Genomic DNA, 21,450 nt, shown 5'->3' with positions numbered 1-21,450 from the left:
GATGAATGAATGCGATAGTGTATTAGCCATGATGAACCGCTACTGATAGTTCATTATAAAAAAGTCCTTACTTTTCCCTTACGTTCTATTGTATAATGTAAGGAGAAAGTAAGGAGATGATTTAATGATTTTAAAAGCAACGATTAAAACAACATCACGAATTACGAGTAAAAACCAGATAACGGTACCCAAGACTGTTCGTGAAGCATTACAGGTTAAACCTGCCGATTCAATTGAATGGAGTATTGACAACGATGGAACGGTTAGGGTTAAAAAGACGAAAAAAGACTTATGGGATGTCGTCGGCGAACAAGAAAGGGAATATGGTAACCTTAGCACTCCTGAAATAGATTGGGGAACAGATTTGGAAAGTGAAGAGTTTGACTAATGGAATTTTCACAAGGTGATATTATCTGGGTTAATCTGGATCCTACAAAAGGAACTGAAATAAAAAAGAATCGCCCTTGTATAGTGGTAAGCAATAATCAATATAACCATTACTTTAATACAATAATGGTTATCCCCATCAGTTCGGCAAGTAAGTATGTAGAACTTGCCAAGTATAAAGTTTCGCCCTTATTTATGACAATTGAAAAGAAACATGTTCACGGAACCGCCTTGCTTCAACATATCAGAACTATTGATCCTACCAAAAGGACGAATGGATTAGTCATTGACCAGCTTGATCAGCAGGAATGCCAAAGTTTAATGGCAACGATTCGACAATTTATATAGAAATTGTAAAAAACACTCGCACAACCCATCCGGTGATACTATCGCCCACGCATTTACTAGCGATGGGCTTTTTTATTTTAAAAATAATATTGACTGTAACGTAAGGTGATAGTTTAAGGTAGAAATAACGATATGAAAAGAGGTTTTGACTAATGAAAGCAATTAAAATATCTCATCCTTGTGCAGCTGATGAGCTAGTTCCAACCGAAGTTGCCACACCAGAACTAAAGCCTGGTTACGCCTTAGTCAAAGTGAAAGCGTTTGGGGTTAACGAATCAGAAGTTACCAGCCGCAAAGGGGAATCATCCCCCGACTTCAAATATCCCCGTATTTTAGGAATTGAAAGGGTCGGGGTTATCTCTGCCACTAACCCTGACTCAAAATTTAGGCCCGGCCAAAAAGTCGCCACGATGATGGGCGGCATGGGTCGTGCAATTGATGGTTCCTATGCGGAATACATGTTAATCAAAGAAGAAAACTTGATCCCATTTGACAGCGACCTTGACTGGGCAACGATTGGTGCATTACCAGAAATGCTCCAGACTTCTTATGGCTCCCTTACGGAAGGGCTCCACCTGCAAAAGGGCGACACACTTTTGATCCGTGGTGGTAGTTCGACGGTTGGTTTAATGGCGGCAGTTCAAGCCCAACGGATGGGAGCGACGGTAATTGCTACTAGCCGTAATGAGAGCAAACTCGCAAAGATGAAAGAATTAGGCGTTGATTACCCGCTGTTAGATGATGATCAATTTGAAGAGTGCGTAATGAAAGTAGCACCGGATAAGGTTGATAAAGTCCTTGAATTAGTTGGCTTTACAACTTTGTTCCAGGATATGGGGCTAACCAAGAAGGGCGGCCTGGTATGTTTTACTGGCTCATTAGGTGGACAGTGGACGATGGATAATTTTTCACCATGGATGATTCCTACCGGGGTTTTCTTAACTGGCTATGCTGGGGAAAGTAATGATTTGCCAGCGGAATACTTTAACCAGGTTCTCAAACTGGTAGAAGAAAAGAAGTTAGTAGTGCCGATTGCCAAGGTTTACCATGGCTTAGCAGAAGTCGGCGCAGCACAGGCCAACCTTGAATCAGGTAAGTTTAGTGGCAAGCATGTTGTTGTATTAGATTAGTTTGGAGGAAAAGATGAAGATTAGTAAATTAGCAGCAATCATTGGCGTGGCGACCTTGATGACTGGGGCTGTCTTGCCAACGGTTGCCAGCGCAGATAGTAAGCCAATTATTGTTGGCTCAAAGAACGTTTCGGAAAGTAAAACAGTTAGTGAAATTTATGCCCTCGCCCTTGAGCACGATGGCTACAAGGTTACCCGGAAGCCCAATATTGCGAATAACGTAATTCTAAAAGCGACTGAATCCGGCCAAGTTGATGTTTATCCCGACTATACCGGGACAATTGTTGAGAGTTACCTAAAGAAAAAGGGCCAGGGCAAGTCAGCAGCACAAATGGCTAATATTGCCCAAACTGGCCTAAAGAAAAAAGGGGTAACGACCTTCAAGTATGCCCCTGGTGATAACCGGCAGGGTGTCGGAATGCCGACAAAGGTTGCAGAGAAGTACCATATTCAAAACTTAAGCGACCTGCAAAAGAATGCCAAGAAGTTACGCTTCGCTTCCCAAGGTGAATTTGAAAAGCGGGCCGATGCGTTACCAGCAATGGATAAGGCATATGGCAAGTATAATTGGAAGTCATTAAAGGACTACGATGTTAACCTCTTGTACAAGATTATGGACCAGGGGAAGGCAGACGTTGCGCCGGTTTCAACGACAGATGGCCAGTTAGCGACAAGCAAGTTTACCTTAATTAAGGATAATAAGAAGATTTGGCCACCATATAACCTCGTTCCCGTTGTAAACCAAAAAGCTGCTAAGCAATACCCAAAGATGGAAAAGACGCTTAACCAGGTTGACGCGAAGTTGACAACCAAGCAACTGACGAAGCTGAATAAGAAGGTTAACGTTGACGGGCAAAACTATAAGACGGTCGCCAAAAACTGGTATAAGCAAAATATGAACTAGCAGGTATGAGGAGCGAATCAGACAAGTGACCCAACAAATAATTCAATATTTTCAAAATAATAGTAGTCAGTATTGGCAATATGTTGGTCAGCACCTGTGGCTATGTACGAGTGCGATGCTGATTGCAATGGTCATTGCTTTCCCGTTGGGCTACCTTGGCTCACGCAATAAAACAATTGCTAACTTTTGTACCTTGTTTTCGCAGGTCTTACGGATTATCCCAAGTCTTGCACTGTTATTCTTATTAATCCCGTTTTTAGGGACCGGTTACTGGCCAGCACTTACCGCTTTGGTAGTGTTGGCTTTTCCACCCTTACTGGTTAATACCATCCTTGGTTTCAATGAAGTTAGTCCGTTGTATAAAGAGGTTGGGAGCGCCCTGGGAATGACTGCCCAAGAATTACGCAGGAAGGTTGAAATCCCCTTGGCGCTGCCGTACCTCTTAAACGGGGTTAAGCTCGCCCTAGTAGAGGTGATTGCGAGTGCAACTTTAGCCACCTATATTGGTGCCGGCGGGCTCGGCACGCTGATTTTTACGGGGCTTGGCCTGTATGACATGTCTTACGTGGTGATTGGTGGTGTCAGTGTGGCCCTTTTATCATTACTGGCGATGATCGGTTTTGACTTTTTGATTAGTGAGGTGCAAAAGAATGACAGAAACAGCAATTCAGTTTGAACACGTCCGCAAAAGCTTTGGCAATGAAGTGGTGATCCCGGACTTGAATTTTAAGATTAACCAGGGGGAGTTTATTACAATCCTTGGCTCATCCGGGTGTGGAAAGACAACCACGCTGAAGATGGTCAATGGCCTATTAAAACCCAGTGCGGGAAAAATCATGGTCAATAGCCAGCAAATTAGCGAACTCGACCTGGTTCGTTTGCGCCGTCACACGGGCTATGTGGTCCAGCAAATCGGTCTCTTCCCCCACATAACGGTCGCAGAAAACATTGCGGTCGTTCCCCGGATGCTACAGTGGGATCAGGAAGCGATTAAGCAACGAGTAGATGAGCTGTTGACGCTTGTCCAACTTGCGCCGGCTGAATACCGTGACCGTTATCCCAAACAATTATCCGGGGGTCAGCAGCAGCGGGTGGGTGTTGCTCGCGCACTTGCCGCTAATCCGCCGACGGTCTTGTTTGATGAGCCATTCGGTGCCCTTGATGCGTTGACTAGGGAAAAGCTACAAGAAGAGATTAAACAGATTCATACGGCATTGCAGGGGAAAACCTTTCTTTTTGTCACTCATGACATCAATGAAGCCCTCTTTCTCGGCCAACGGGTGATGGTGATGAAAGATGGAAGGATCGAACAGTTTGCAACGCCCACAGAAATTGTTAGTCATCCAGCAACTAATTTTGTCCGGGAACTATTAGGGACCGTCCAACAAAATCAGGCATTGTGGAGGGATTTTAATGATTGATTATTGGCAGCAAAACTCTGCGGAAATGCTAATTGATGTCCAGCAGCACCTGGTAATGGTCGGCCTTTCCTTGGCCTTTGCACTGGTCATTGCAATCCTGTTGGTTGCAATCTTTTTGCGGGCTAAGCGGTGGCTGGCAGGTCTCGTCTATTTCTTTTCCTTGCTATATTCGATTCCGAGTTTTGCGTTCTTTGTGTTACTCTTGCCACTATTTGGCCTTGGAATGCAGACCGCAGTGGTTGTCCTGACCATTTACTGTGAATATATCTTGCTCCGTTCATTTATTACGGGGATTGAAGCAGTTGATCCCCAGCTAGTTGAAGTTTCCCTGGGAATGGGGATGACTAACTTGCAAAGCTTTTGGCGGGTCCAATTGCCACTAGCGATCCCCGCCATTTTTAGTGGGATCCAGGTCGCTCTTGCATCGACAATGGCGATGGCAACAATTGCGGCGACAATTAATGCCGGTGGCTTGGGACAATTACTGTTTGAAGGACTGCAGGGACAGCAAGTTGTGCCGATCTTGTGGGGGACGATCTTAACGATTGGTTTGACCTTGGGGTGTGCAGGCATTGTTGGCCTGATTAAGTGGTCACTAGTGCATTCATGGAAACAGGTTGTTGATTAAAAAACTTCTTGATTATAAGCTAAAAAATGACCGCCAGTATTTTGTTTTGGAAATACTAGCGGTCTTTGTTATCTAATTATTTAAATAGTTGTTGAACGGTTAAATATCACTTGACTGTAACGCAACGTTATATCTTACCCTAAAAGTGGACATTCCTTAATCCATTAAAAACTGGGCATTAGACCAGCTTTTTTTATCAATGCGCGTGTAAGTGCTTTCCTTGATTTAAGACAAACGACAGGGATTTAATGCAGTTTTTACGCGTTTAGTTAATGTTGGTACCGGTGCCAGTAATCGGCAAGGTATTGACTGGTGAGGCTTGTCGGCTTGCTGATAAGCGATGCTGCTGACCCACTAGCCACAACTTGGCCACCATTTTTACCACCACGGGGACCCATATCGAGAATATAATCGGCATTAGCAATTAGGTTAAGGTCGTGGGTAATGGTCACAATTGTTGCCCCCCGTGTGATTAATTGTTGCATTACTTCTACTAATGTTTTGACATCTAAGGGGTGGAGACCAATTGTCGGCTCATCAAAGACAAACAGCGTCGTTTTCTGGTTATGGTTGAGGTGTTTAACAAGTTTTAACCGTTGGGCTTCACCTCCTGATAAACTGGGGGTACTTTCACCAAGGTGGAGGTAGTCAAGGCCGACCTCTTGCAGTAATTGTAGCTCTTGTTCAATGGGGGCAATGTCTTTGAAAACCGGAAGGGCGGTGCGAACGTCAAGCTTTAGTAGGTCAACAATCGAATAACCATGCCACTTAACTTGTTGGACTTCCTGGTTGTAGCGTGCTCCGTTACAAGTAGGGCAGGTTTGCTTCATGTCGGGGAGAAACTGGATATCTAAGGTAACAACCCCGGCACCGCCACAGGTCGGGCAGGCGCCTTGCTTATTATTGTAGGAAAAATAACTTGGGGTGTAGTGGTTTGCCTTTGCTTCTGGCTGGGCGGCAAATAGTTTCCGTAAGTTGTCCATGATACTGGTGTAAGTTGCCACCGTCGACCGCTGGGTTTTGCCGATAGGGCTGGCATCAACGCTGATTACTTCCTTAATTGGGGCATGAAGATTCTTAACCTGTGCCGGCAAGGCCGCTCCTTTGGCCTGGGCTTTAATTGCGGGTACCAGGCTGTCGAGAATTAAGCTCGTTTTTCCAGCGCCAGAAAAACCGGTGACGGCGCTTAGGCGGTTAACTGGCAGGGCCGCTTGAACGTTTTTGAGGTTATAGTAGTCCTTGACGGTAAAGCTAATTTGATCCGTTGCGGGCTGGTCATTAAGCGAGCGGGCCATTAAATCAGCGTGGCCGTTCAAGTAAGGAGCAATTTTTGAATGCTGGTTTGCTGTAATTGCTTGTGGCGACCCCTGCGCAATTACCTGTCCCCCCTCTTGACCAGAACCCGGGCCAATTTCGATTATCCAATCGGCACTTTTGATGATATCGACGTTGTGGTCGACGACGACAAGGGAGTTTCCCTGATTAACCAGCTCATGGAAAACATGGAGGAGGCCAGTGATATTATCAGGGTGGAGGCCAATTGATGGTTCATCAAGCACATAGAGAACACCAGTAGTTTGTGTCCGCAAGGTTCTTGCCAGCTGAATACGCTGGAGTTCACCGGTAGAGAGGGAATTACCATTGCGGGAAAGGGTGAGGTAATCAAGCCCAAGTTCAAGTAATGGTTGCAGGTCGTCGTCAAACTCCTTGAACAGGCTGTGGCTAATTTTTGCCATGTTAGCGGGAAGACTAGCGAGAACGGCCTGTTTCCAATCTGCTAATTCGCCGAGTGTAAGGTCAGTCACCTGGGCTATATTGCGCTGACCAGCCAACTGGGTTAACAGTTCGGGTTTTAACCGGGTGCCATGACAGACCGGGCAGGTTGAGTAATGGAAGAATTCACTAATCCGTTTTTGCGCCCGCTCACTCTTACTGCTTTTTGCCGAGGCGAGGACAGCAGCATGGGCGTTTTCATATAAGGCTGTGAAGTCATGGAAAACTCGCCCAGTGGACGATTGAAAATCAAGGGTATACTTTTTACGGGGACCATTCAGTACGAAATCCTTTTCCTTTGCGGTTAGGTCCTTGAAGGGGATGTCGATGCGCACCCCAGCATGTTCAGCAACGGTTGGCATAAAATTCCGTCCGGGAAGGTGCCAAGAAGCAATTGCCCCATCTTCAAGGCTTAGGTTTGGATCTTTAATCAGTTTACTTTCATCAATGCTGCGGACGAGGCCGGTCCCATGACAATTTGTGCAGGCACCGGCAGAATTAAAGGCAAAGTCTTCTGCGCTAAAGGCATTAAATTTGCTTCCGCAAACGGGGCAGACAATTTCGCCCATTTGGTAACCATCTTTGGCCATTGCCTCAGCAATTTTTAAACTTGGCGTTAGTCGGTGACCATTAGGACAAACGGGCGAGCCCAAACGAGAGAAAATTAGGCGAATGATATTAAATAATTCACTCATTGTCCCGACAGTTGCCCGGGCTGAAGGAATTGCCGGCCGCTGCTTGAGCGCCAGTGCTGATGGAATGTGTTTAACACTTGTGACATCTGCCTGGGCACCGAGCTTGATCCGCCGCCTAGTGTAGGTAGATAGTGCTTCGAGGTAGCGTCGTGAGCCTTCTTCATATAGGATTCCCATTGCAAGAGAGCTCTTGCCTGAACCGGACAAACCAGAGATCGCAACAAACTTATGCAAGGGGATATCAATATTAATGTTTTTAAGATTATGAACGCGAGCACCACGAACTTCAATTTTATTAGGTAAGCTCATCATCAATCCGACCTTTCTGCTACTAATTAGATTTATTATTAAGCTAAACTAACATATAATTTTAGACTGTAACGTTACGTGATAGTCAATGAAGGGAGACAAAATGATGCTAAAAATTAGTGAAATGGCGAAGCTAGCTAATACCACGCGGCGGACCCTCATCTATTATGATGAGGAAGGAATTTTCTCGCCAATTAAAAAGAGCGCTACGGGATATCGGTATTACAGTTATAATCAACTTTATGATTTATTGTTCATATTAAGCCTAAAAAGCCTCGGCTTATCCCTTGACGAGGTAAAGCAAATAAAAACGAATCCAGATAAAATGCCCGTAAAGAGGTTGCAGGAACTATTAGCAAACGTTAGCCAGCGAATTTCTGACCTCCAACAACTTCAAACAGTGATTACGCAAAATATCGAAAATAGCCAACCCCAGGATGTACCACTATATGAACCAGTAGTTCACTCCTTGCCCCAGCAAAAGTTTTGGTGCTCCCCGCAATCAGTAGGCTGCACGGATGAAGAGATTGCCACGCTCTTTACCAACTTTTATCGTGAGCTAAGCCCAACGGCAATGGCAAATACATTGAAATCGGGCTATCTAACTTACCTCGCCCTCGGCCAGCACGATCAGTATGATGAGTCTTCATTTCGGGTAATCAAGGAGGTATCGCCAGATAGTAATATCGTCATGCCGGTGCTAGAAAAGCCTGCTGGTAATTACGCCATGATTTGTGTTGAAAATACTAACGATGCAGTTAATCATGGCTTGACGACTTTGCAAAAGTTTTGTCAGGAACATCAATTAGTAGTAAACGAGTACCTGTGGCAGATAAATGTTGGTAAAGCGTTGAGCAATAAGGGGTCGTCGAAGAAGATGTGGCTACAATATCTAGTGACAAATGAGCGAGGCAAAAGATGATGGGAAAGGTGGTGTTTTAACGTTAACACCAGCTAAAAAGGTCCCGTCAACAATGGAAGAACTTTTTAAGGACTGGCATGGAAAATATCAGATGCCGGATGATTTAAAGGATTGGCAGGATATTAAACCAGTAGGGAGGGAATTATGGATAGATTATCCGGAAACCGGAAGTATTATCTATATTGATTTTGATCCTTCCGTTGATGCAGAAATTCAGAAGCGGCGCCCGGCAGTGGTAATTAGTAATAATATCTTGGCTCAAACGTCACCGTTTGCCTGGGTTGTCCCCATTTCACATGGTTCTTTTAACGGTGAAGATTATCCATTACATGTTCAACTGGATAATCGGACAAATATTGATGGAACAGTATATGTTGAACAAATTAAGTCATTTGACTTTAACCACCGTAAATGGCAATTTGTTGAAATGTTACCAATGGATGTATTTGATGAAATACGAAAGAAAGCGCAGTTGGTAATTTAGAAATATTTATCATGGAAGAATCAGTAGTAACCAGTAAAGTGAGAACCCTAACCAAGAACGCAAACCACCCGTCCCTAGATTATGAATGATCTAAGGACGGGTGGTTTTTATATCAATTATTCTTCAAATAGCGGTAACCAGCGTCGGTGAAGTTGTTAAGGAGGCGGACATCGTGGAGCCATTGCTCGTCCATTTCAAACTGGTGGGTTCTGCTGACCGCAAAGGAACCGTGGATAGCGTAGGAAAAGAGCATCTCCGCATCCCGTTGGCTAACCTGGGCCTTCTTCATAATTGAGGGGATGATCTTTGGCCCCTCGCGGCGGATGATCCGGTTGATGATGTACTCACTTAAATCGGGCTCCATTAAGAGTTTCCGGTACTTGGGATTGCTACCAATTCGCTGACAAGTGGTGAGCAGGGTCTGGTAAGCACTATCGAGCTGAGCAATCATTTCTTCATCAGCCTGGAAGAGGGCATCGTCTAAGACCGCATTCAATAAGTCATTAATTGAGCCATAGTGAAGATAAAAAGTTGACCGCGTAATTTCTGCCAGCTTGCAGACCTGGGTGATGGTGACCTTGTTAAACGGCTGGTCATCGACGGCGGCAAGAAAGGCGTCCTTGATGACTCTGATGGTATAAAGTGTCCGGCGGTCAGTTTTTTTATTCTTCATCTCAATCAATCCTTTACTGCTAAGCGTTTGATTAGTTTGGCCTGGGTGGGGAACATCTTGACTAGCTGCTCAACTTTTGGAACGAGTAGCTGCCCGGAACCGTTCGCTAAAAGGCCGAGGCTAACCTGGGAAAAACCAGTGTGGCCCTTTTTCGGGGCTTCCATGGCGATAAAGGTGCCTTGTTCCGCGTAGAAGCCATGGACTTCGCCCTTCCTCTTGTTCAACCCTAATTTTACCATATAGTAGCGGCCATCCTGGGTAAAGCAGTGGACGTTGACCGGGTCACCAAAGGAGTACATGATGCTCCGCCCTTCTTGAGTAGTGTGGAGGTGGGACGGGTGCGTCGGGTCAACGGTCATGTACATCGCTAATTAACCAGGGCGGATACCCCGGTTAATCGTATAAGAAGGGTAAAACTTTTGCAGCATTTCATCTTGCTGTTTTTTCTCAGCGGCGGTCATTTTGGGCGCTGGGGCAGTCGGACCCTGGACGTCGACCTTTCCTTTCCCGGTAATTAAGGCGTCAAATGCGTCAAGGATGGTTGACGAGAAACCAATTGACCGGTCGCCGATTACATCGGGAATATAGAGCTGCCCCTTATTAATTGTAATGTAGTGGCTTTGGTCATTGCCGGCCACGAGTTGCATACTCGGGGCCTTGATCAGTTGGTTTTGCGGGCCAATGCCGAGTTCAAGGACGAGGATTTTCTTTTCTTGGTACTGGTTGATGAAGGATTCAAACTTCGCAACCTGGGCCTGGTCCATTTGAAAAGCAGGGCCGGGAACGTTCATCGCTAATGGCGCACCACACTCATCACAGCTGGGAATATCTGCGTCTGTCAGGGTGCCTGCTTGGTCCTTTTCATAAATTTGGTGTAGGGTTTCCCGAATATCAACATGGGCATGTTCCTTGGGGTGTGTTGAACAGGAAGCAGTTTGCCAGTTTCCTTCGACTTCTAAGAGCTGATCAAAGTCGGCCAGGGCAAAGTGGTGGTCGACGTTGGAGGTCCAAATAAAGTACGGCTTATCACCAATCACTTGGCGCAACTTATCCATTAGTTCGCCGGGGTGGTAGTTATACTGGTAATATTCGGCTACCCGGGCATATACCCGCCAGCGGTCAAGGGCGTCCGGGTAATTATAAGACATTGCGGATAAGAGGTTAGGAAGCCGGTATTTTTCGGCGAGGTCACCAATGACGGTTTTGACCTTGCTGTCCTGGGCAAAGAGGTTTAGCCCTTCGGTAATTGAAAAACCGTTGCTGGCGGTAATTAAGAGTGCATCCGCATCGTGGAGCCATTGTTGAGCAGTTTGAATTGAATTAGTCATGGTGTTCCTCCTTGAAAAGTTCGACGGTTTGCTTCAACGCTTCATTAGTGTCTCCGTTAATCAATAACGATTTGTCCTCAATCGCCGGGTTAGTTAATGCATCTTTCGGGTTGAAGTTGACGTAAAAAGCGTGTGGCAAGTAGTTGGCCATTTCCCAGAACGGTTCCTGGATAAACATTGGTGTCATCCGGCCAACGCCAATTTCGATGAAGACAATCTTCTTATCGCGGTACTTACCGATGAAGCGGTTAGCCTTTTCGTATTCTTCGTAATAGCGCTGGTCTTCCAAAAATTCTGGACCGCGGACCCAGGGGATCAGGGGCGCACCATCAACATCACTGGTGGGGATTAGTTCCTTTGGTAGGCGATTATCCTTAATTTTCGGTAGTAGTTGGTCCAGGATTGGGGTGAACGGGTAGAGATGTCGGTCAGTTTTTGAGTTAGAACTTTGGAAAAATTCAAACGATCCCTGGATTTCACTCACTTTGTCTGCGGGGAAAAAGCGTTTGAACAGTCCATCCTGGTTAGTGGTGATAATGTGATACGGCTTGGTGCTAAGTAATTTTTGAAGGTATTCATAAGTGGGCTTTTGTGGTGGAATGGACCTGACCATTTCGGCATCCTTCAATAAAAATGCCCAGTGTTCTTCTTCTGATTCGAAGCGGTTGTAAAAACCGTTGAATAATCCTTTAAAGTGATATTTATCGTAGAAGTCTTTCATGTACTTCATGAATAACGGACTAGCCTCGTACCAAAAGTCCATTCCGGCCGCGTTCGACATACCAGAACCGGCTCCCAGCACGATTGCGTCAGCATCGTTGATGTGGTCAACTAGTGTTTGAATTTTACTCATTGATAATCCTCCTCGTCGACACGATGTTAGTTTCACTACAAGGTGTCGTTAATTTAACGATTTCGATAATATTAGCTTTTGCCAGTAAAGTTAATATCACTTTGGCCGATCTGTCTGTTAATGGACAGATTAAAAAAAGTGTCGTGTACTATTGCTAGATGATACGTCATTTACGGATAAATCGGTGAAAAACAGTGATAACTAACCGGGAGATGGTACCAACTTGTTCGATAATTCACGTCTTGTTCGGCGAAAAAGATATGATAAGATACTAATAAAAAGCGATTACATCTGGAGGCATCAACTCTAATATGATTTACTTAACAGTCTTGATGGCCGAGCGGGTGGGACTGATCATTATCCTTGCCTTCCTCTTGGTAAGTGTGCCGTCTTTTCGGCGGCTATTATTCAACCCATCGATCCGGGCCAAAATTGAGCTGACAATTTTATTTTCCGCCTTTGCAATTATGGCGAACATGACCGGGATTGAAATTAGCCTTGATAACCACTTGCGCAATTTCGTCCTGCTAACGAGCGTTGGGGCCAACGATTCCATCGTTAACGCCCGGATCCTGGCCGTGTCAGTTGCGGGGATTATCGGCGGTCCCTTTGTCGGCATTGCGGTGGGGGTGGTCGCCGGAATCCACCGGATGATCCAGGCGAGTTTTGCGGTGCAGACCTGGTTTTACCTCCCCAGCTCAATCTTGATTGGGGGACTATCGGGCTTCTTGTACCACAATCATCGCAACTACTTTAAGGTGATGACGCCCTGGCACGGTTTCATCGTCGGCTTATTGATGGAAAGCATCCAGATGATGTTTATCCTGATCTTTAGTCCAGCCGGCTGGCACCTGGTAAAATATATTGCCTTGCCGATGATCATCGTCAGTGCCGCCGGGACCTCGATCTTCTTGTCAATCATCTTTATGTACCTCCAGCAAGAAGCGGAGGTCAAGGCAACACAGACTCACTCGGTGCTGGAATTGACTAAGGAAACTTTGCCGTATTTCCGTCAGGGGCTAAACCAGGAATCAGCCCAGCGGGTGGTGGCGATTATTAAGAAATACACCAACTTTGATGCCGTCAGCATCACTAACCGTGACCATATCCTGGCACATGTTGGGGCCGGTAGTGACCACCACCGGCCGGGCAACCCAATTGAAACATCGCTGTCGAGTACCGTGATCCGGACGGGTCAGATTAAGATTGCCCATAAGAGCGAGGAGATTGGCTGCATTGACCCGAATTGTCCCCTCGAAGCAGCGATTGTCACCCCCTTGCATGTACGGGGGACAGTTATCGGTACCCTGAAAATGTATTACACTGACCGCTGGCGGTTAACCCCGGTTGAAATCCAGCTGGCGTTTGGTCTGGGAGAAATTCTTGCCAACCAAATCGCCCTGGGGGAAGCTGAAGCACAGGCCCAGTTAGTCCGCGATGCTGAGATCAAGTCCCTGCAGGCCCAGGTTAACCCGCACTTCTTCTTCAATGCTGTCAATACAATTGCAGCGATTATGCGCTTTGACCAAGACAAGGCGCGGGAGCTATTATTACAACTAAGCACTTATTTCCGGGCAAACTTAATCGGCGCACGGACGGTCAAGGTAACCGTTGACCAGGAACGGCAGCAAGTCCAGGCCTACCTTGACTTAGAGCAGACACGTTTTCCTGATAAATATGAAGTTATCCTTGATGAAGAGGTTGAAAGTCAGGCCCTCTTGCCGCCGTTTACCATCCAGGTGTTAGTCGAAAACGCCCTTAAACACGCTTTTGGTACGCGGAAGACTGGCAACAAGGTTAAGATTTGCCTTGCCAAAGAGGGCGACCGGATGCGGATAACGGTCGCTGACAATGGGGTGGGGATTGACCCGGCCGTTATCAACCAACTTGGCCAGCGGGTAGTTGAATCGGCGCATGGCAGCGGGACCGCCCTGTACAACCTAAACCAGCGGTTGATTGGCCTGTACGGTCCGCAAAGCGCAATGAAAATTGATAGCGGTCAGTATGGGACGGCCGTTAAGATTGTCATTCCATACCAGTTAAAGAAAGGTGAAAGTAATGAAGATATTGATCGTTGATGACGAGCCACTTGCACGGGAAGAATTAAAGTACCTCGTTGAAAATAACGACCAGGTTGCCGCCGTTTTAGAGGCTGACGGGGTTGAAGAAGCTAAAAAGGTCGTCAAGGCCTACCAACCGGAGATGGTTTTCTTAGATATCCAGCTAACTGATGGTAGTGGGATGGCGCTGGCCGCCTGGTTTGAATCGCTTCCGCACTCGCCACATGTCGTTTTTGCGACTGCCTATGACCAGTATGCCCTGGCCGCCTTTGACGTAAACGCGGTTGACTATGTCCTAAAACCGTTTCGCCAGTCACGGATTGACGAAGCCATCGACCGGGTTGCCAAGCTGGGGCAGACTAAAGAGGACAGTAGCAGCCATAAGCAAGCGAACCCCCGCTTGTTGATTTCAAGTGACGAACGTGTCCTGGTGGTAAAAAAGCGGGACATCTTGTTTCTCCAGGCGCAGGACGGTAACGTCCACATCCAAACAGCTGACCGGCAGGAGATAGTCAGTAAGCAGTCGCTGGTTAATATCGCCCACCAGCTCGATCCGGCGAAGTTTCTCCGCATCCACCGGAGCTTTATCGTCAACCTCGACGCGGTAAAGGAAATCCAGCCGAGTTTTAATCATACCTATGAGTTGACCCTCGTTGACGGGAGCAAGCTACCGGTTAGCCGGTCGTACGTCAATGCCACTAAAGAGGCCCTAGGTGAATAGGTAAACAATTGAGCACTGATGATTTGTGAGAAAATCGCAAGTCATCAGTGCTTTTTTTGCTTTTTTAGCAAAATGAAAGGCATTTCATTTCGACTGGAAGGCATTTCAACACTAATTCGGGTTAAGTGGTTGTGAAAACCGACACAAAAGATGAAAAGTAGGTAGAATATAGTTGTTCGATGGTATTAACGTTAATGCCTAAACTTACTGTTTAGGAGGAACTATCATGAAAAAAGAACAGCCAAAAGAACAGCAAAAGAAAGCTGCACCAATTTTAGTTCAAATGGGAATCTTCGCTGCAATTTTATTCGTTTCACAATTAATTTCTGATTTATTCCCGAAGAGCTTCGTCGTTCCAACCCCGTTGATTGGGATGATCCTCTTGTATATCCTGCTGGCAACTCACATTGTTAAGCTGGAACAAGTTGAAAAGTTCGGTGACTTTATGATTAGCTTAATCGCCTTCTTGTTTGTGCCATCTGGTATCCAGTTGGCCGGCAGCCTCGGTTTGATGAAGCGGGAAGGACTCCAAGACGTAATCGTGATCATTATCTCAACGATTATCCTCTTAGCGGTTATCGCCTATGTTGGGACCTTCTTTGTTGGAATTCACAATAAGATCACTGGGAATAAGAAGGGAGAAGATTAATCATGTCCGCTACAATTGTCCAGAGTTTAACCTTACCGATTACGGGGATTGTTATTTCACTGATTGTTTACCTAATTGGGATGGGATTGTTTAAGATTAGCCACGGCTTTTTCTTATTCACTCCATTGCTTGTCGGGATGGTATTAGGGATTGCCATCCTCGTCGTGTGGGCCAAGTGCACTGGTTCAACCACCGCTGCAGTTTACAAGAAGTTCTATTTGCCTGGTGGAAACCTAATCTTCTGGTTCTTAAACCCCGCGACGATGGCCTTCGCGATCCCACTGTACCGGCGGAATGATATCTTCAAGAAGTACTGGCTTGATGTTATCTTGACCTTATTTGTTGGTGGTTTCTTATCACTCTTCTTAATCCACGGTGTTGCAAAGGTCTTTGCCTTATCACGGGTATCAACTGCGGCGATGTTGCCACAAGCTGCTACTACGGCCGTTGCGATGCCTGTTGCACAAGGAATCGGTGGTGACCCGGCAGTTACTGCGATGGCCTGCATCCTTAACGCGGTTATCATCTACGCCCTTGCAGAATTCTTGATCAAGGTCTTGCGGCTTAACAAGATTTCTAAGATTGGGACGGGACTTGGTTTAGGTTCAGCCGGCCACACTGTTGGTTCAGCTAAGGCCGTTCAATTAGGGTCAATCCAAGGGGCAATGGCCGCTGTTGCCGTTGTTATCGTTTCCCTTGCAATGGATGTCTTAGTACCAATTTACGCCCACTTATTTATGTAACATGGTGAAAGAGGAGAGAGTTTGAGATGGTTGAAAATAACGCACAACGAAAAATCGTGTTAATCGGTGACGGGGCAGTGGGTTCTGCCTATGCATTCAGTGTTGCCCAGTTAGGACTGGCAAACGAATTTGTAATCATCAATAAGGAGAACGAAAAGAGTGTCGGGGATGCGCTCGACCTTGAGGATGCCACTCCTTTTACTGCGCCAATCAACTTCTATGCGGGAAGTTATGACGACTGTAAGGATGCTGACCTGGTAGTAATTTGTGCCGGCGCCGCGCAAAAGCCAGGGGAGTCACGACTGAGCCTAGTTGGTAAGAACCTCAAGATCATGAGAGACATTGCCCAATCAGTGGTTAGCTCCGGCTTTAACGGAATTATCCTGGTGGCTGCTAACCCGGTTGACATCTTGACGGCTGCCGTTCAACGGATCACCGATTTCCCAACAAACCGGGTAATCGGTAGTGGGACCTCACTTGACTCGGCCCGCTTACAGGTAGCGTTAGGGAAGAAACTGCACCTTGCTCCTAGTGACGTTCATGCTTACATGATGGGTGAACACGGTGATTCTGAGTTTGCTGCCTACTCAACCGCAACGGTTGGCGGGGCATCGCTGCTTGACTACGCGGCAGCCAACGGATTGACCGCAGCCAAGCTAACGACGTTGGAAAATAATGTGCGGCGGAAGGCTTACCAGATCATCAACCGCAAGGGCGCTACTTACTACGGGGTTGCGACCGCCCTTGCCCGAATCACGAAGGCAATCTTTTCCGACGAAAACGCAGTACTCTCGGTTAGCGCCTACCTTGATGGGGAATATGGCTTACACAAGACATATATTGGAACACCAGCGATTATTAACCGCCAGGGCATTAGCCGAGTAGTCGAAGTGCCGCTAAGCGAACGTGAAAAAGAAGCAATGTCCAACTCTGCAAGCGTCTTGCAAAAGACAATGTCAGATGCGATGACGAAGGTTGGAATGGTAAATTACTTGTGGGATTAGTTGTTAATGATGTTAAAGAGGACTGGCGAGTGGGCCGGTCCTTTTTTGGTTTAAATGAAGCACAAGATCGGAGATTATCAGTCCAACAGTAACTTTCTAACTGTTACTACAAATATAATGAAACAAACGACAGTAAAGTAAAAAAACTACACCCTTAATAAATCACTTTACATTATTTCTTGATCACTTGAACATTTGTAAAATAAAGTGTACTATTAAATTGTAAGTTAAAGGAGGAAATATTCATAGAATTTAATAAGTACATTGACCACACCTTGCTGGCCCCTGACGCTAGTGAAGAACAAGCAGACACGGTTATCCAACAGGCGATTGACAACCACTTTCACACAGTAATGGTTAATCCATACTGGGTTACCAAGGCGCACAAGGCGCTTGCCGGGACAGATGTTGCTACTGCCTGCGTCGTTGGTTTCCCACTCGGGGCCAACACCACCAAGATCAAGGTTGCCGAAGCAGAAGATGCAATTGCTAATGGGGTTGACGAACTCGACATGGTAATGAACATTGGTGAACTGAAGTCTGGTCATGATGACAAGGTAGCAGCCGATATCAAGGCGGTTGTTGACACCGGCCACCAGGCAAATAAGATCGTTAAGGTTATCCTTGAGACTTGCTTGTTAACTGATGATGAAATTACCCGCGCTGCGAAGATTGCTGCTAATGCAGGGGCTGACTTCGTTAAGACGTCTACTGGTTTCTCTACTGAAGGAGCAACTGTTCACGCGGTTGAATTAATGGCTGCTGCCGTAAAGGGGACAGGCACTGGCGTTAAGGCATCTGGTGGTATCCATTCTGCTGAAGAAGCACAAGCAATGATTGATGCGGGAGCAAGCCGGCTCGGTGTTAGTCACAGTATGACGATCATTGGCAAAGAATAGTATAATAGACGGTGATTACGCTTAACCACCGTTTTTTTGTTGCAAAGGATGATCAAATGAATACAGAACACCAAATCAAACAGGCAGTCGCAATCAGCAGGCTCTACTATCTTGAGGGCGCCACTCAGTCACAGATTGCCAAAAAATTAAACTTGTCACGGCCAACGATTTCTCGCGCCCTTCAATATGCCCGCGACAACAACATCGTCAATATTCAGGTAAATGACCCGCTGAGTAACGTTGATGACCTGCGGGTGCAAATTCAATGCAAGTATGGCCTTGATGATGTGGTGATTGCAGAAACGAGTGCCGTTGATGATCCACAGGAAAGCCGCGACTTACTGGGGAAGGCTGCGGCCGACTATTTGCCGACTATTATTCAGAACAATGATACGGTTGGCATTAGCTGGGGAAAGACACTGGCAGCCGTTGCCAGCTACTTGACGCCTAGTGAGCAGACGAATGTCCAGGCCGTCTACTTGAAGGGGACCGTCGCGAACTCTACCCACAATAACTATGTCGTTGAGGTTACCAAGCAGTTTAATGAGTGCTACCACACCCAGGCACAGATTCTCCCGCTACCGGTCATTTTCGATAGTAAAAGGATTAAGAAGATGGTGAAAAAAGACCGCTTTATCAATAGCATCATTACCGCAGGTCAGCAGGCACAGGTGGCACTATTTACTGTTGGCACAACTGCCCCTGATGCTACTTTGTTTGAGCTTGGCTACCTACCGCCAGAGAAGATTGCTTATCTACAAAAGCACGCGGTTGGCGATATTCTTTCCCAGTTTGTTGATGAGAAGGGGGAAATTGTTGATCCTGAACTCAATGCGCGGACAATGGCCTTGCCACTTGACCAACTAAAGGAGAAGCGGGATGCTGTTCTCATTGCTGGGGGGATGGACAAACTAGCGGCGATTAAAGCTGCCCTGCATGGCAAGTACGCTAATATCCTGGTGACGGATTCCCAGATAGCCCTCCACCTGCTTGATGACGAAGATTAGGAAGATGGTAGTGCCTAGCTGGTAACTACTTCTCGTGTATAAAAAATATTTGTAAACTAAAAGGCCACTAGCTGATTGTGCAAGATTCGCTAGTGGCCTTTTGAATACCGTTATTTCATTTCAGCATTGTGCGGATACTTCATTTCATTCCAGGCACCAAAGCCCTGGTGCAATGACTGCAGGTCCGCCGAGCGAGTAATTGGCATCCCCGGCGTTGCAGCAGAGAAAGTGTCGATCAAGCCCGGGGTGAGCTGGACTTTCTTTGCCTGGGCAGCAGATAGGATGGTGACGATCTGGTTTTCATCATTGCGCAAAACCTTTTCCGCAAAGTGGGGGTCGATCAAGTTCTCCCGGCCGACAGCAACGAGGTCCGCAAGCTTGCTTGCAGCAACAGCCTGTTCACCATTGGTAATGTTACCGACAATAATTTCCTTTGCCCCGTTGAGGTAGGGCTTAAAGAGAGTCGCAAACGGCTTAGTAGAGTCATTAAACTTTGCGGCAGCCTGTTCGCGGTCCATTAAGAGTGCGTCGCCCGGTTTAGAATTGTAGTTCATCATTGATAGGTGAAGGTAGTCGAGCTTTGTTTCACTCGTCAGCTTATTAATCAATTGGGTCGCTTCATGCCAGGTATAGCCAACATTTTCCCCATGAATTTCTTCTGGCGAGATCCGGTAACCGACAATAAAGTCCTTCGGCGCATACTTTTTCACCACCGCCATTACGGTTTTCACCACCACAGCGGGGAAGTTCATCCGTTTTTCAAGGGAGCCACCCCAGTCATCCGTTCGCTGGTTAGCATAGGCAGAGAAAAACTGTTGGATTAGGTAGTGGTTGGCCCCGTGAATCTCAACACCATCAAAGCCCGCGTCGATAGCCCGTTTTGCTGCAGCTCCGAAGTCCGCAACGATTTGCCTGATATCGGCATCAGATAGTTCATGGACCCGGTAAGGCAGGAAGGGATAATCGACTGCACTTGGGGCGTATACCTTCTCACCACGCATGGCCCGGTAATTAGCTTCCCGTCCAGTATGGGCGATTTGCATGATCGCCTTGTTTCCGTTCCGCTTCATTGCCTGGGCGACCTTCTTCAGTTGGGGAATAAACTTATCATCATAGGCGGCTAGTTGCTCCCGGCCTTCTCGCCAGGTCATTGCCGGCCCACCATTTTCACTCACGTACATGTATTCGGTGATAATCATCCCACCGGCATTAGCACGTTCACGGTAGTAGTCAATCGTGTCCTGGGTTGCAAAACCGTCCAAGCCACTATTGGTTAGCATTGCTGGCATCACGAAGCGGTTAGCTACCGTTGCCCCATTCGGGAACGTTAACGAATCTTTTAACATCTTAGTACCTCCCAATTTAGTAATATTACTTACTATTGTATAGTATCATTAAAGCGCTTCCATGTAAAAGATTAGTAGCTTTTAACTGCGATAGATAATGGTAAGGACGTGTTAAACGGACCCTTGGCGGTGCAACTTCAAATACTGCTGGCCGACCAGGCTGATAAATTCACGGACGTGGTCAGACACGGTGCTAGCGTACAGGATGCCGTAGCTGATTGTGTAGTTCCACTTCATCGGAATATCGACCAGGGCGGGGTGGACGTCGTGCCAGATATCAAGGGACTTTACCAGGTACTTGTTATTTGCTGCCCGGTTGAAGACGGACATGTCGTAAAAGTGGTCGGTGTTAACAATCTGGATTGCCGGGTGGTGAGAAACAATCTCGGCGCGCAACTCATCACTTTGCGGTGACAGGTGGGGCCGTAAGAGGATCATTGACTGGCCATCGAGATCATCCCAGGTGAGTATTTTCTTATTAGCCAAATCGCTGTCCCGGGGCACCATGATGTTACATTGGCGGTCGCCGAGGTTAAAGAAGGCATAATCATTGTTCATCAGGTAGTTGGCGTTGACGGGACCGACGATTAGGTCGCTGCTTGTCCCCAGCCCACTGACAGCAGCTTGCAGTGATGCCGGGTCATCGTTAAAGGGGATAATCTGCAATTCGAAGTCGCCTTTTTTATCGCCCAGGCTTTCCCAGGCATTCAAAATTGGCTGGGCAGACCGGAGCAATGATGTCGCAATCCGGATTACTTTATTATCCTGACGGGCGGTGTTGTGGGCAAGGTCAATTGTTGTGGCAGCGTCGTCGACCATTTTAATCGCTGCATCATAGATCACCTGTCCAGCAGCAGTCAGGGTTACGCCCCTTGGCGACCGGGTAAAGAGCTGGAGACCAAGGGTGTTTTCGAGATTATTAATTTGCTTCATCACGGAAACTGCTGAGATGAAGAGACTGCCGGCGGCTTTAGTAAAGCTCCCCGTTTTCACGACGGCGATAAAGGTATCAAGGACAGGATTGTACATTAGACTTCACCTTCATTATGGTTGATGTTAGCGTTTTCGTTTCTGTACTAACTTTAGGTTAACACGGCACTAAACAATTAGCTATTCTTTTGTCCCGCAAGCGCCATTATAATAATTGGTACAAATTTGAAGACAGA

General features: G+C 46.7%; 23 protein-coding genes. 16 read left to right on the top strand and 7 right to left on the bottom strand.

What is annotated here, in order from left to right; translation table 11 throughout:
* Positions 1-124 precede the first annotated feature (124 nt).
* The 7 genes from CZ502_RS08490 to CZ502_RS08460 all read left to right on the top strand — a co-directional run bounded on the left by CZ502_RS08490 (position 125) and on the right by CZ502_RS08460 (position 4,818).
* On the top strand, positions 125-388 hold the full coding sequence (locus tag CZ502_RS08490) for an AbrB/MazE/SpoVT family DNA-binding domain-containing protein (protein ID WP_076461540.1): 264 nt from the start codon (positions 125-127) through the stop codon (positions 386-388).
* The gene (locus tag CZ502_RS08485; protein ID WP_076461538.1) at positions 388-735 is read left to right on the top strand and encodes a type II toxin-antitoxin system PemK/MazF family toxin; all 348 of its coding nucleotides are present in this window, start codon (positions 388-390) and stop codon (positions 733-735) included. Before CZ502_RS08490 ends, CZ502_RS08485 begins: the two co-directional genes overlap by 1 nt.
* A gap of 152 nt (positions 736-887) precedes the next feature.
* Complete coding sequence (locus CZ502_RS08480; protein WP_076461536.1) at positions 888-1,865, top strand: zinc-binding dehydrogenase; 978 nt, start codon at positions 888-890, stop codon at positions 1,863-1,865.
* 13 nt (positions 1,866-1,878) lie between these two features.
* Complete coding sequence (locus CZ502_RS08475) at positions 1,879-2,769, top strand: glycine betaine ABC transporter substrate-binding protein (protein WP_076461534.1); 891 nt, start codon at positions 1,879-1,881, stop codon at positions 2,767-2,769.
* 25 nt (positions 2,770-2,794) lie between these two features.
* The gene (locus CZ502_RS08470) at positions 2,795-3,445 is read left to right on the top strand and encodes an ABC transporter permease (protein ID WP_076461533.1); all 651 of its coding nucleotides are present in this window, start codon (positions 2,795-2,797) and stop codon (positions 3,443-3,445) included.
* Positions 3,420-4,190 carry an ABC transporter ATP-binding protein gene (locus CZ502_RS08465; RefSeq protein WP_076461531.1) on the top strand — a complete coding sequence of 257 codons (771 nt, stop codon included), beginning with the start codon at positions 3,420-3,422 and terminating at the stop codon, positions 4,188-4,190. Before CZ502_RS08470 ends, CZ502_RS08465 begins: the two co-directional genes overlap by 26 nt.
* Positions 4,183-4,818 (top strand): ABC transporter permease, encoded by a 636-nt coding sequence (locus tag CZ502_RS08460; RefSeq protein WP_076461529.1) that lies wholly within the window; start codon positions 4,183-4,185, stop codon positions 4,816-4,818. The genes CZ502_RS08465 and CZ502_RS08460 overlap by 8 nt, the downstream gene beginning before the upstream one ends.
* Before the next feature lie 269 nt (positions 4,819-5,087).
* On the opposite strand, the gene CZ502_RS08455 is transcribed toward CZ502_RS08460, so the two are convergent.
* Positions 5,088-7,595 (bottom strand): AAA family ATPase, encoded by a 2,508-nt coding sequence (locus tag CZ502_RS08455; RefSeq protein WP_076462344.1) that lies wholly within the window; start codon positions 7,593-7,595, stop codon positions 5,088-5,090.
* Positions 7,596-7,698: 103 nt separating this feature from the next.
* On the opposite strand from CZ502_RS08455, the gene CZ502_RS08450 reads away from it, so the two are divergent.
* Both CZ502_RS08450 and CZ502_RS08445 read left to right on the top strand, forming a co-directional pair.
* Positions 7,699-8,517: a MerR family transcriptional regulator gene (locus CZ502_RS08450; RefSeq protein WP_234982461.1), complete on the top strand. Its 819-nt coding sequence runs from the start codon at positions 7,699-7,701 to the stop codon at positions 8,515-8,517.
* Between the two features lie 91 nt (positions 8,518-8,608).
* Positions 8,609-9,001 (top strand): type II toxin-antitoxin system PemK/MazF family toxin, encoded by a 393-nt coding sequence (locus CZ502_RS08445; RefSeq protein ID WP_076462342.1) that lies wholly within the window; start codon positions 8,609-8,611, stop codon positions 8,999-9,001.
* Positions 9,002-9,113: 112 nt separating this feature from the next.
* Here the strand turns inward: CZ502_RS08445 and CZ502_RS08440 are convergent, their stop codons facing one another.
* The 4 genes from CZ502_RS08440 to CZ502_RS08430 are packed head-to-tail and all read right to left on the bottom strand — an operon-like array spanning position 9,114 to position 11,855.
* Positions 9,114-9,674 (bottom strand): TetR/AcrR family transcriptional regulator, encoded by a 561-nt coding sequence (locus tag CZ502_RS08440; protein WP_076461525.1) that lies wholly within the window; start codon positions 9,672-9,674, stop codon positions 9,114-9,116.
* Between the two features lie 5 nt (positions 9,675-9,679).
* Positions 9,680-10,039 carry a hypothetical protein gene (locus tag CZ502_RS10900; protein ID WP_234982460.1) on the bottom strand — a complete coding sequence of 120 codons (360 nt, stop codon included), beginning with the start codon at positions 10,037-10,039 and terminating at the stop codon, positions 9,680-9,682.
* 6 nt (positions 10,040-10,045) lie between these two features.
* Positions 10,046-11,002 (bottom strand): SIR2 family NAD-dependent protein deacylase, encoded by a 957-nt coding sequence (locus CZ502_RS10800; protein ID WP_234982459.1) that lies wholly within the window; start codon positions 11,000-11,002, stop codon positions 10,046-10,048.
* A complete protein-coding gene (locus tag CZ502_RS08430; RefSeq protein WP_076461523.1) occupies positions 10,995-11,855 on the bottom strand; it encodes an SIR2 family NAD-dependent protein deacylase in 861 nt (286 codons plus the stop codon). Before CZ502_RS08430 ends, CZ502_RS10800 begins: the two co-directional genes overlap by 8 nt.
* A 311-nt stretch (positions 11,856-12,166) precedes the next feature.
* Here CZ502_RS08430 and CZ502_RS08425 point away from each other — a divergent pair, with 311 nt between their 5' ends.
* The 7 genes from CZ502_RS08425 to CZ502_RS08395 all read left to right on the top strand — a co-directional run bounded on the left by CZ502_RS08425 (position 12,167) and on the right by CZ502_RS08395 (position 18,938).
* Positions 12,167-13,933 carry a sensor histidine kinase gene (locus tag CZ502_RS08425; RefSeq protein WP_076461521.1) on the top strand — a complete coding sequence of 589 codons (1,767 nt, stop codon included), beginning with the start codon at positions 12,167-12,169 and terminating at the stop codon, positions 13,931-13,933.
* Positions 13,914-14,636, top strand: coding sequence for a LytR/AlgR family response regulator transcription factor (locus tag CZ502_RS08420; protein ID WP_076461519.1), 723 nt, complete (start codon positions 13,914-13,916; stop codon positions 14,634-14,636). Before CZ502_RS08425 ends, CZ502_RS08420 begins: the two co-directional genes overlap by 20 nt.
* A 226-nt stretch (positions 14,637-14,862) precedes the next feature.
* Positions 14,863-15,285, top strand: coding sequence for a CidA/LrgA family protein (locus tag CZ502_RS08415; RefSeq protein WP_076461517.1), 423 nt, complete (start codon positions 14,863-14,865; stop codon positions 15,283-15,285).
* Positions 15,286-15,287: 2 nt separating this feature from the next.
* Positions 15,288-16,028 (top strand): LrgB family protein, encoded by a 741-nt coding sequence (locus CZ502_RS08410; protein WP_076461515.1) that lies wholly within the window; start codon positions 15,288-15,290, stop codon positions 16,026-16,028.
* Between the two features lie 26 nt (positions 16,029-16,054).
* Positions 16,055-17,032, top strand: coding sequence for an L-lactate dehydrogenase (locus CZ502_RS08405; RefSeq protein WP_076461513.1), 978 nt, complete (start codon positions 16,055-16,057; stop codon positions 17,030-17,032).
* 245 nt (positions 17,033-17,277) lie between these two features.
* Complete coding sequence (gene deoC / locus CZ502_RS08400; protein WP_076461511.1) at positions 17,278-17,931, top strand: deoxyribose-phosphate aldolase; 654 nt, start codon at positions 17,278-17,280, stop codon at positions 17,929-17,931.
* 56 nt (positions 17,932-17,987) lie between these two features.
* Complete coding sequence (locus CZ502_RS08395; RefSeq protein WP_076461509.1) at positions 17,988-18,938, top strand: sugar-binding transcriptional regulator; 951 nt, start codon at positions 17,988-17,990, stop codon at positions 18,936-18,938.
* 110 nt (positions 18,939-19,048) lie between these two features.
* Here CZ502_RS08395 and CZ502_RS08390 read toward each other — a convergent pair whose 3' ends face one another.
* Positions 19,049-20,284, bottom strand: coding sequence for an oxidoreductase (locus CZ502_RS08390; protein ID WP_076461507.1), 1,236 nt, complete (start codon positions 20,282-20,284; stop codon positions 19,049-19,051).
* 111 nt (positions 20,285-20,395) lie between these two features.
* Positions 20,396-21,313 carry a LysR family transcriptional regulator gene (locus tag CZ502_RS08385; RefSeq protein WP_076461504.1) on the bottom strand — a complete coding sequence of 306 codons (918 nt, stop codon included), beginning with the start codon at positions 21,311-21,313 and terminating at the stop codon, positions 20,396-20,398.
* Positions 21,314-21,450 lie beyond the last annotated feature (137 nt).

Origin of the sequence: Limosilactobacillus caccae (genome assembly GCF_900156885.1) — a bacterium.
Lineage (GTDB): Bacteria > Bacillota > Bacilli > Lactobacillales > Lactobacillaceae > Limosilactobacillus > Limosilactobacillus caccae.
This window is presented reverse-complemented; position numbering and strand designations above follow the sequence as displayed.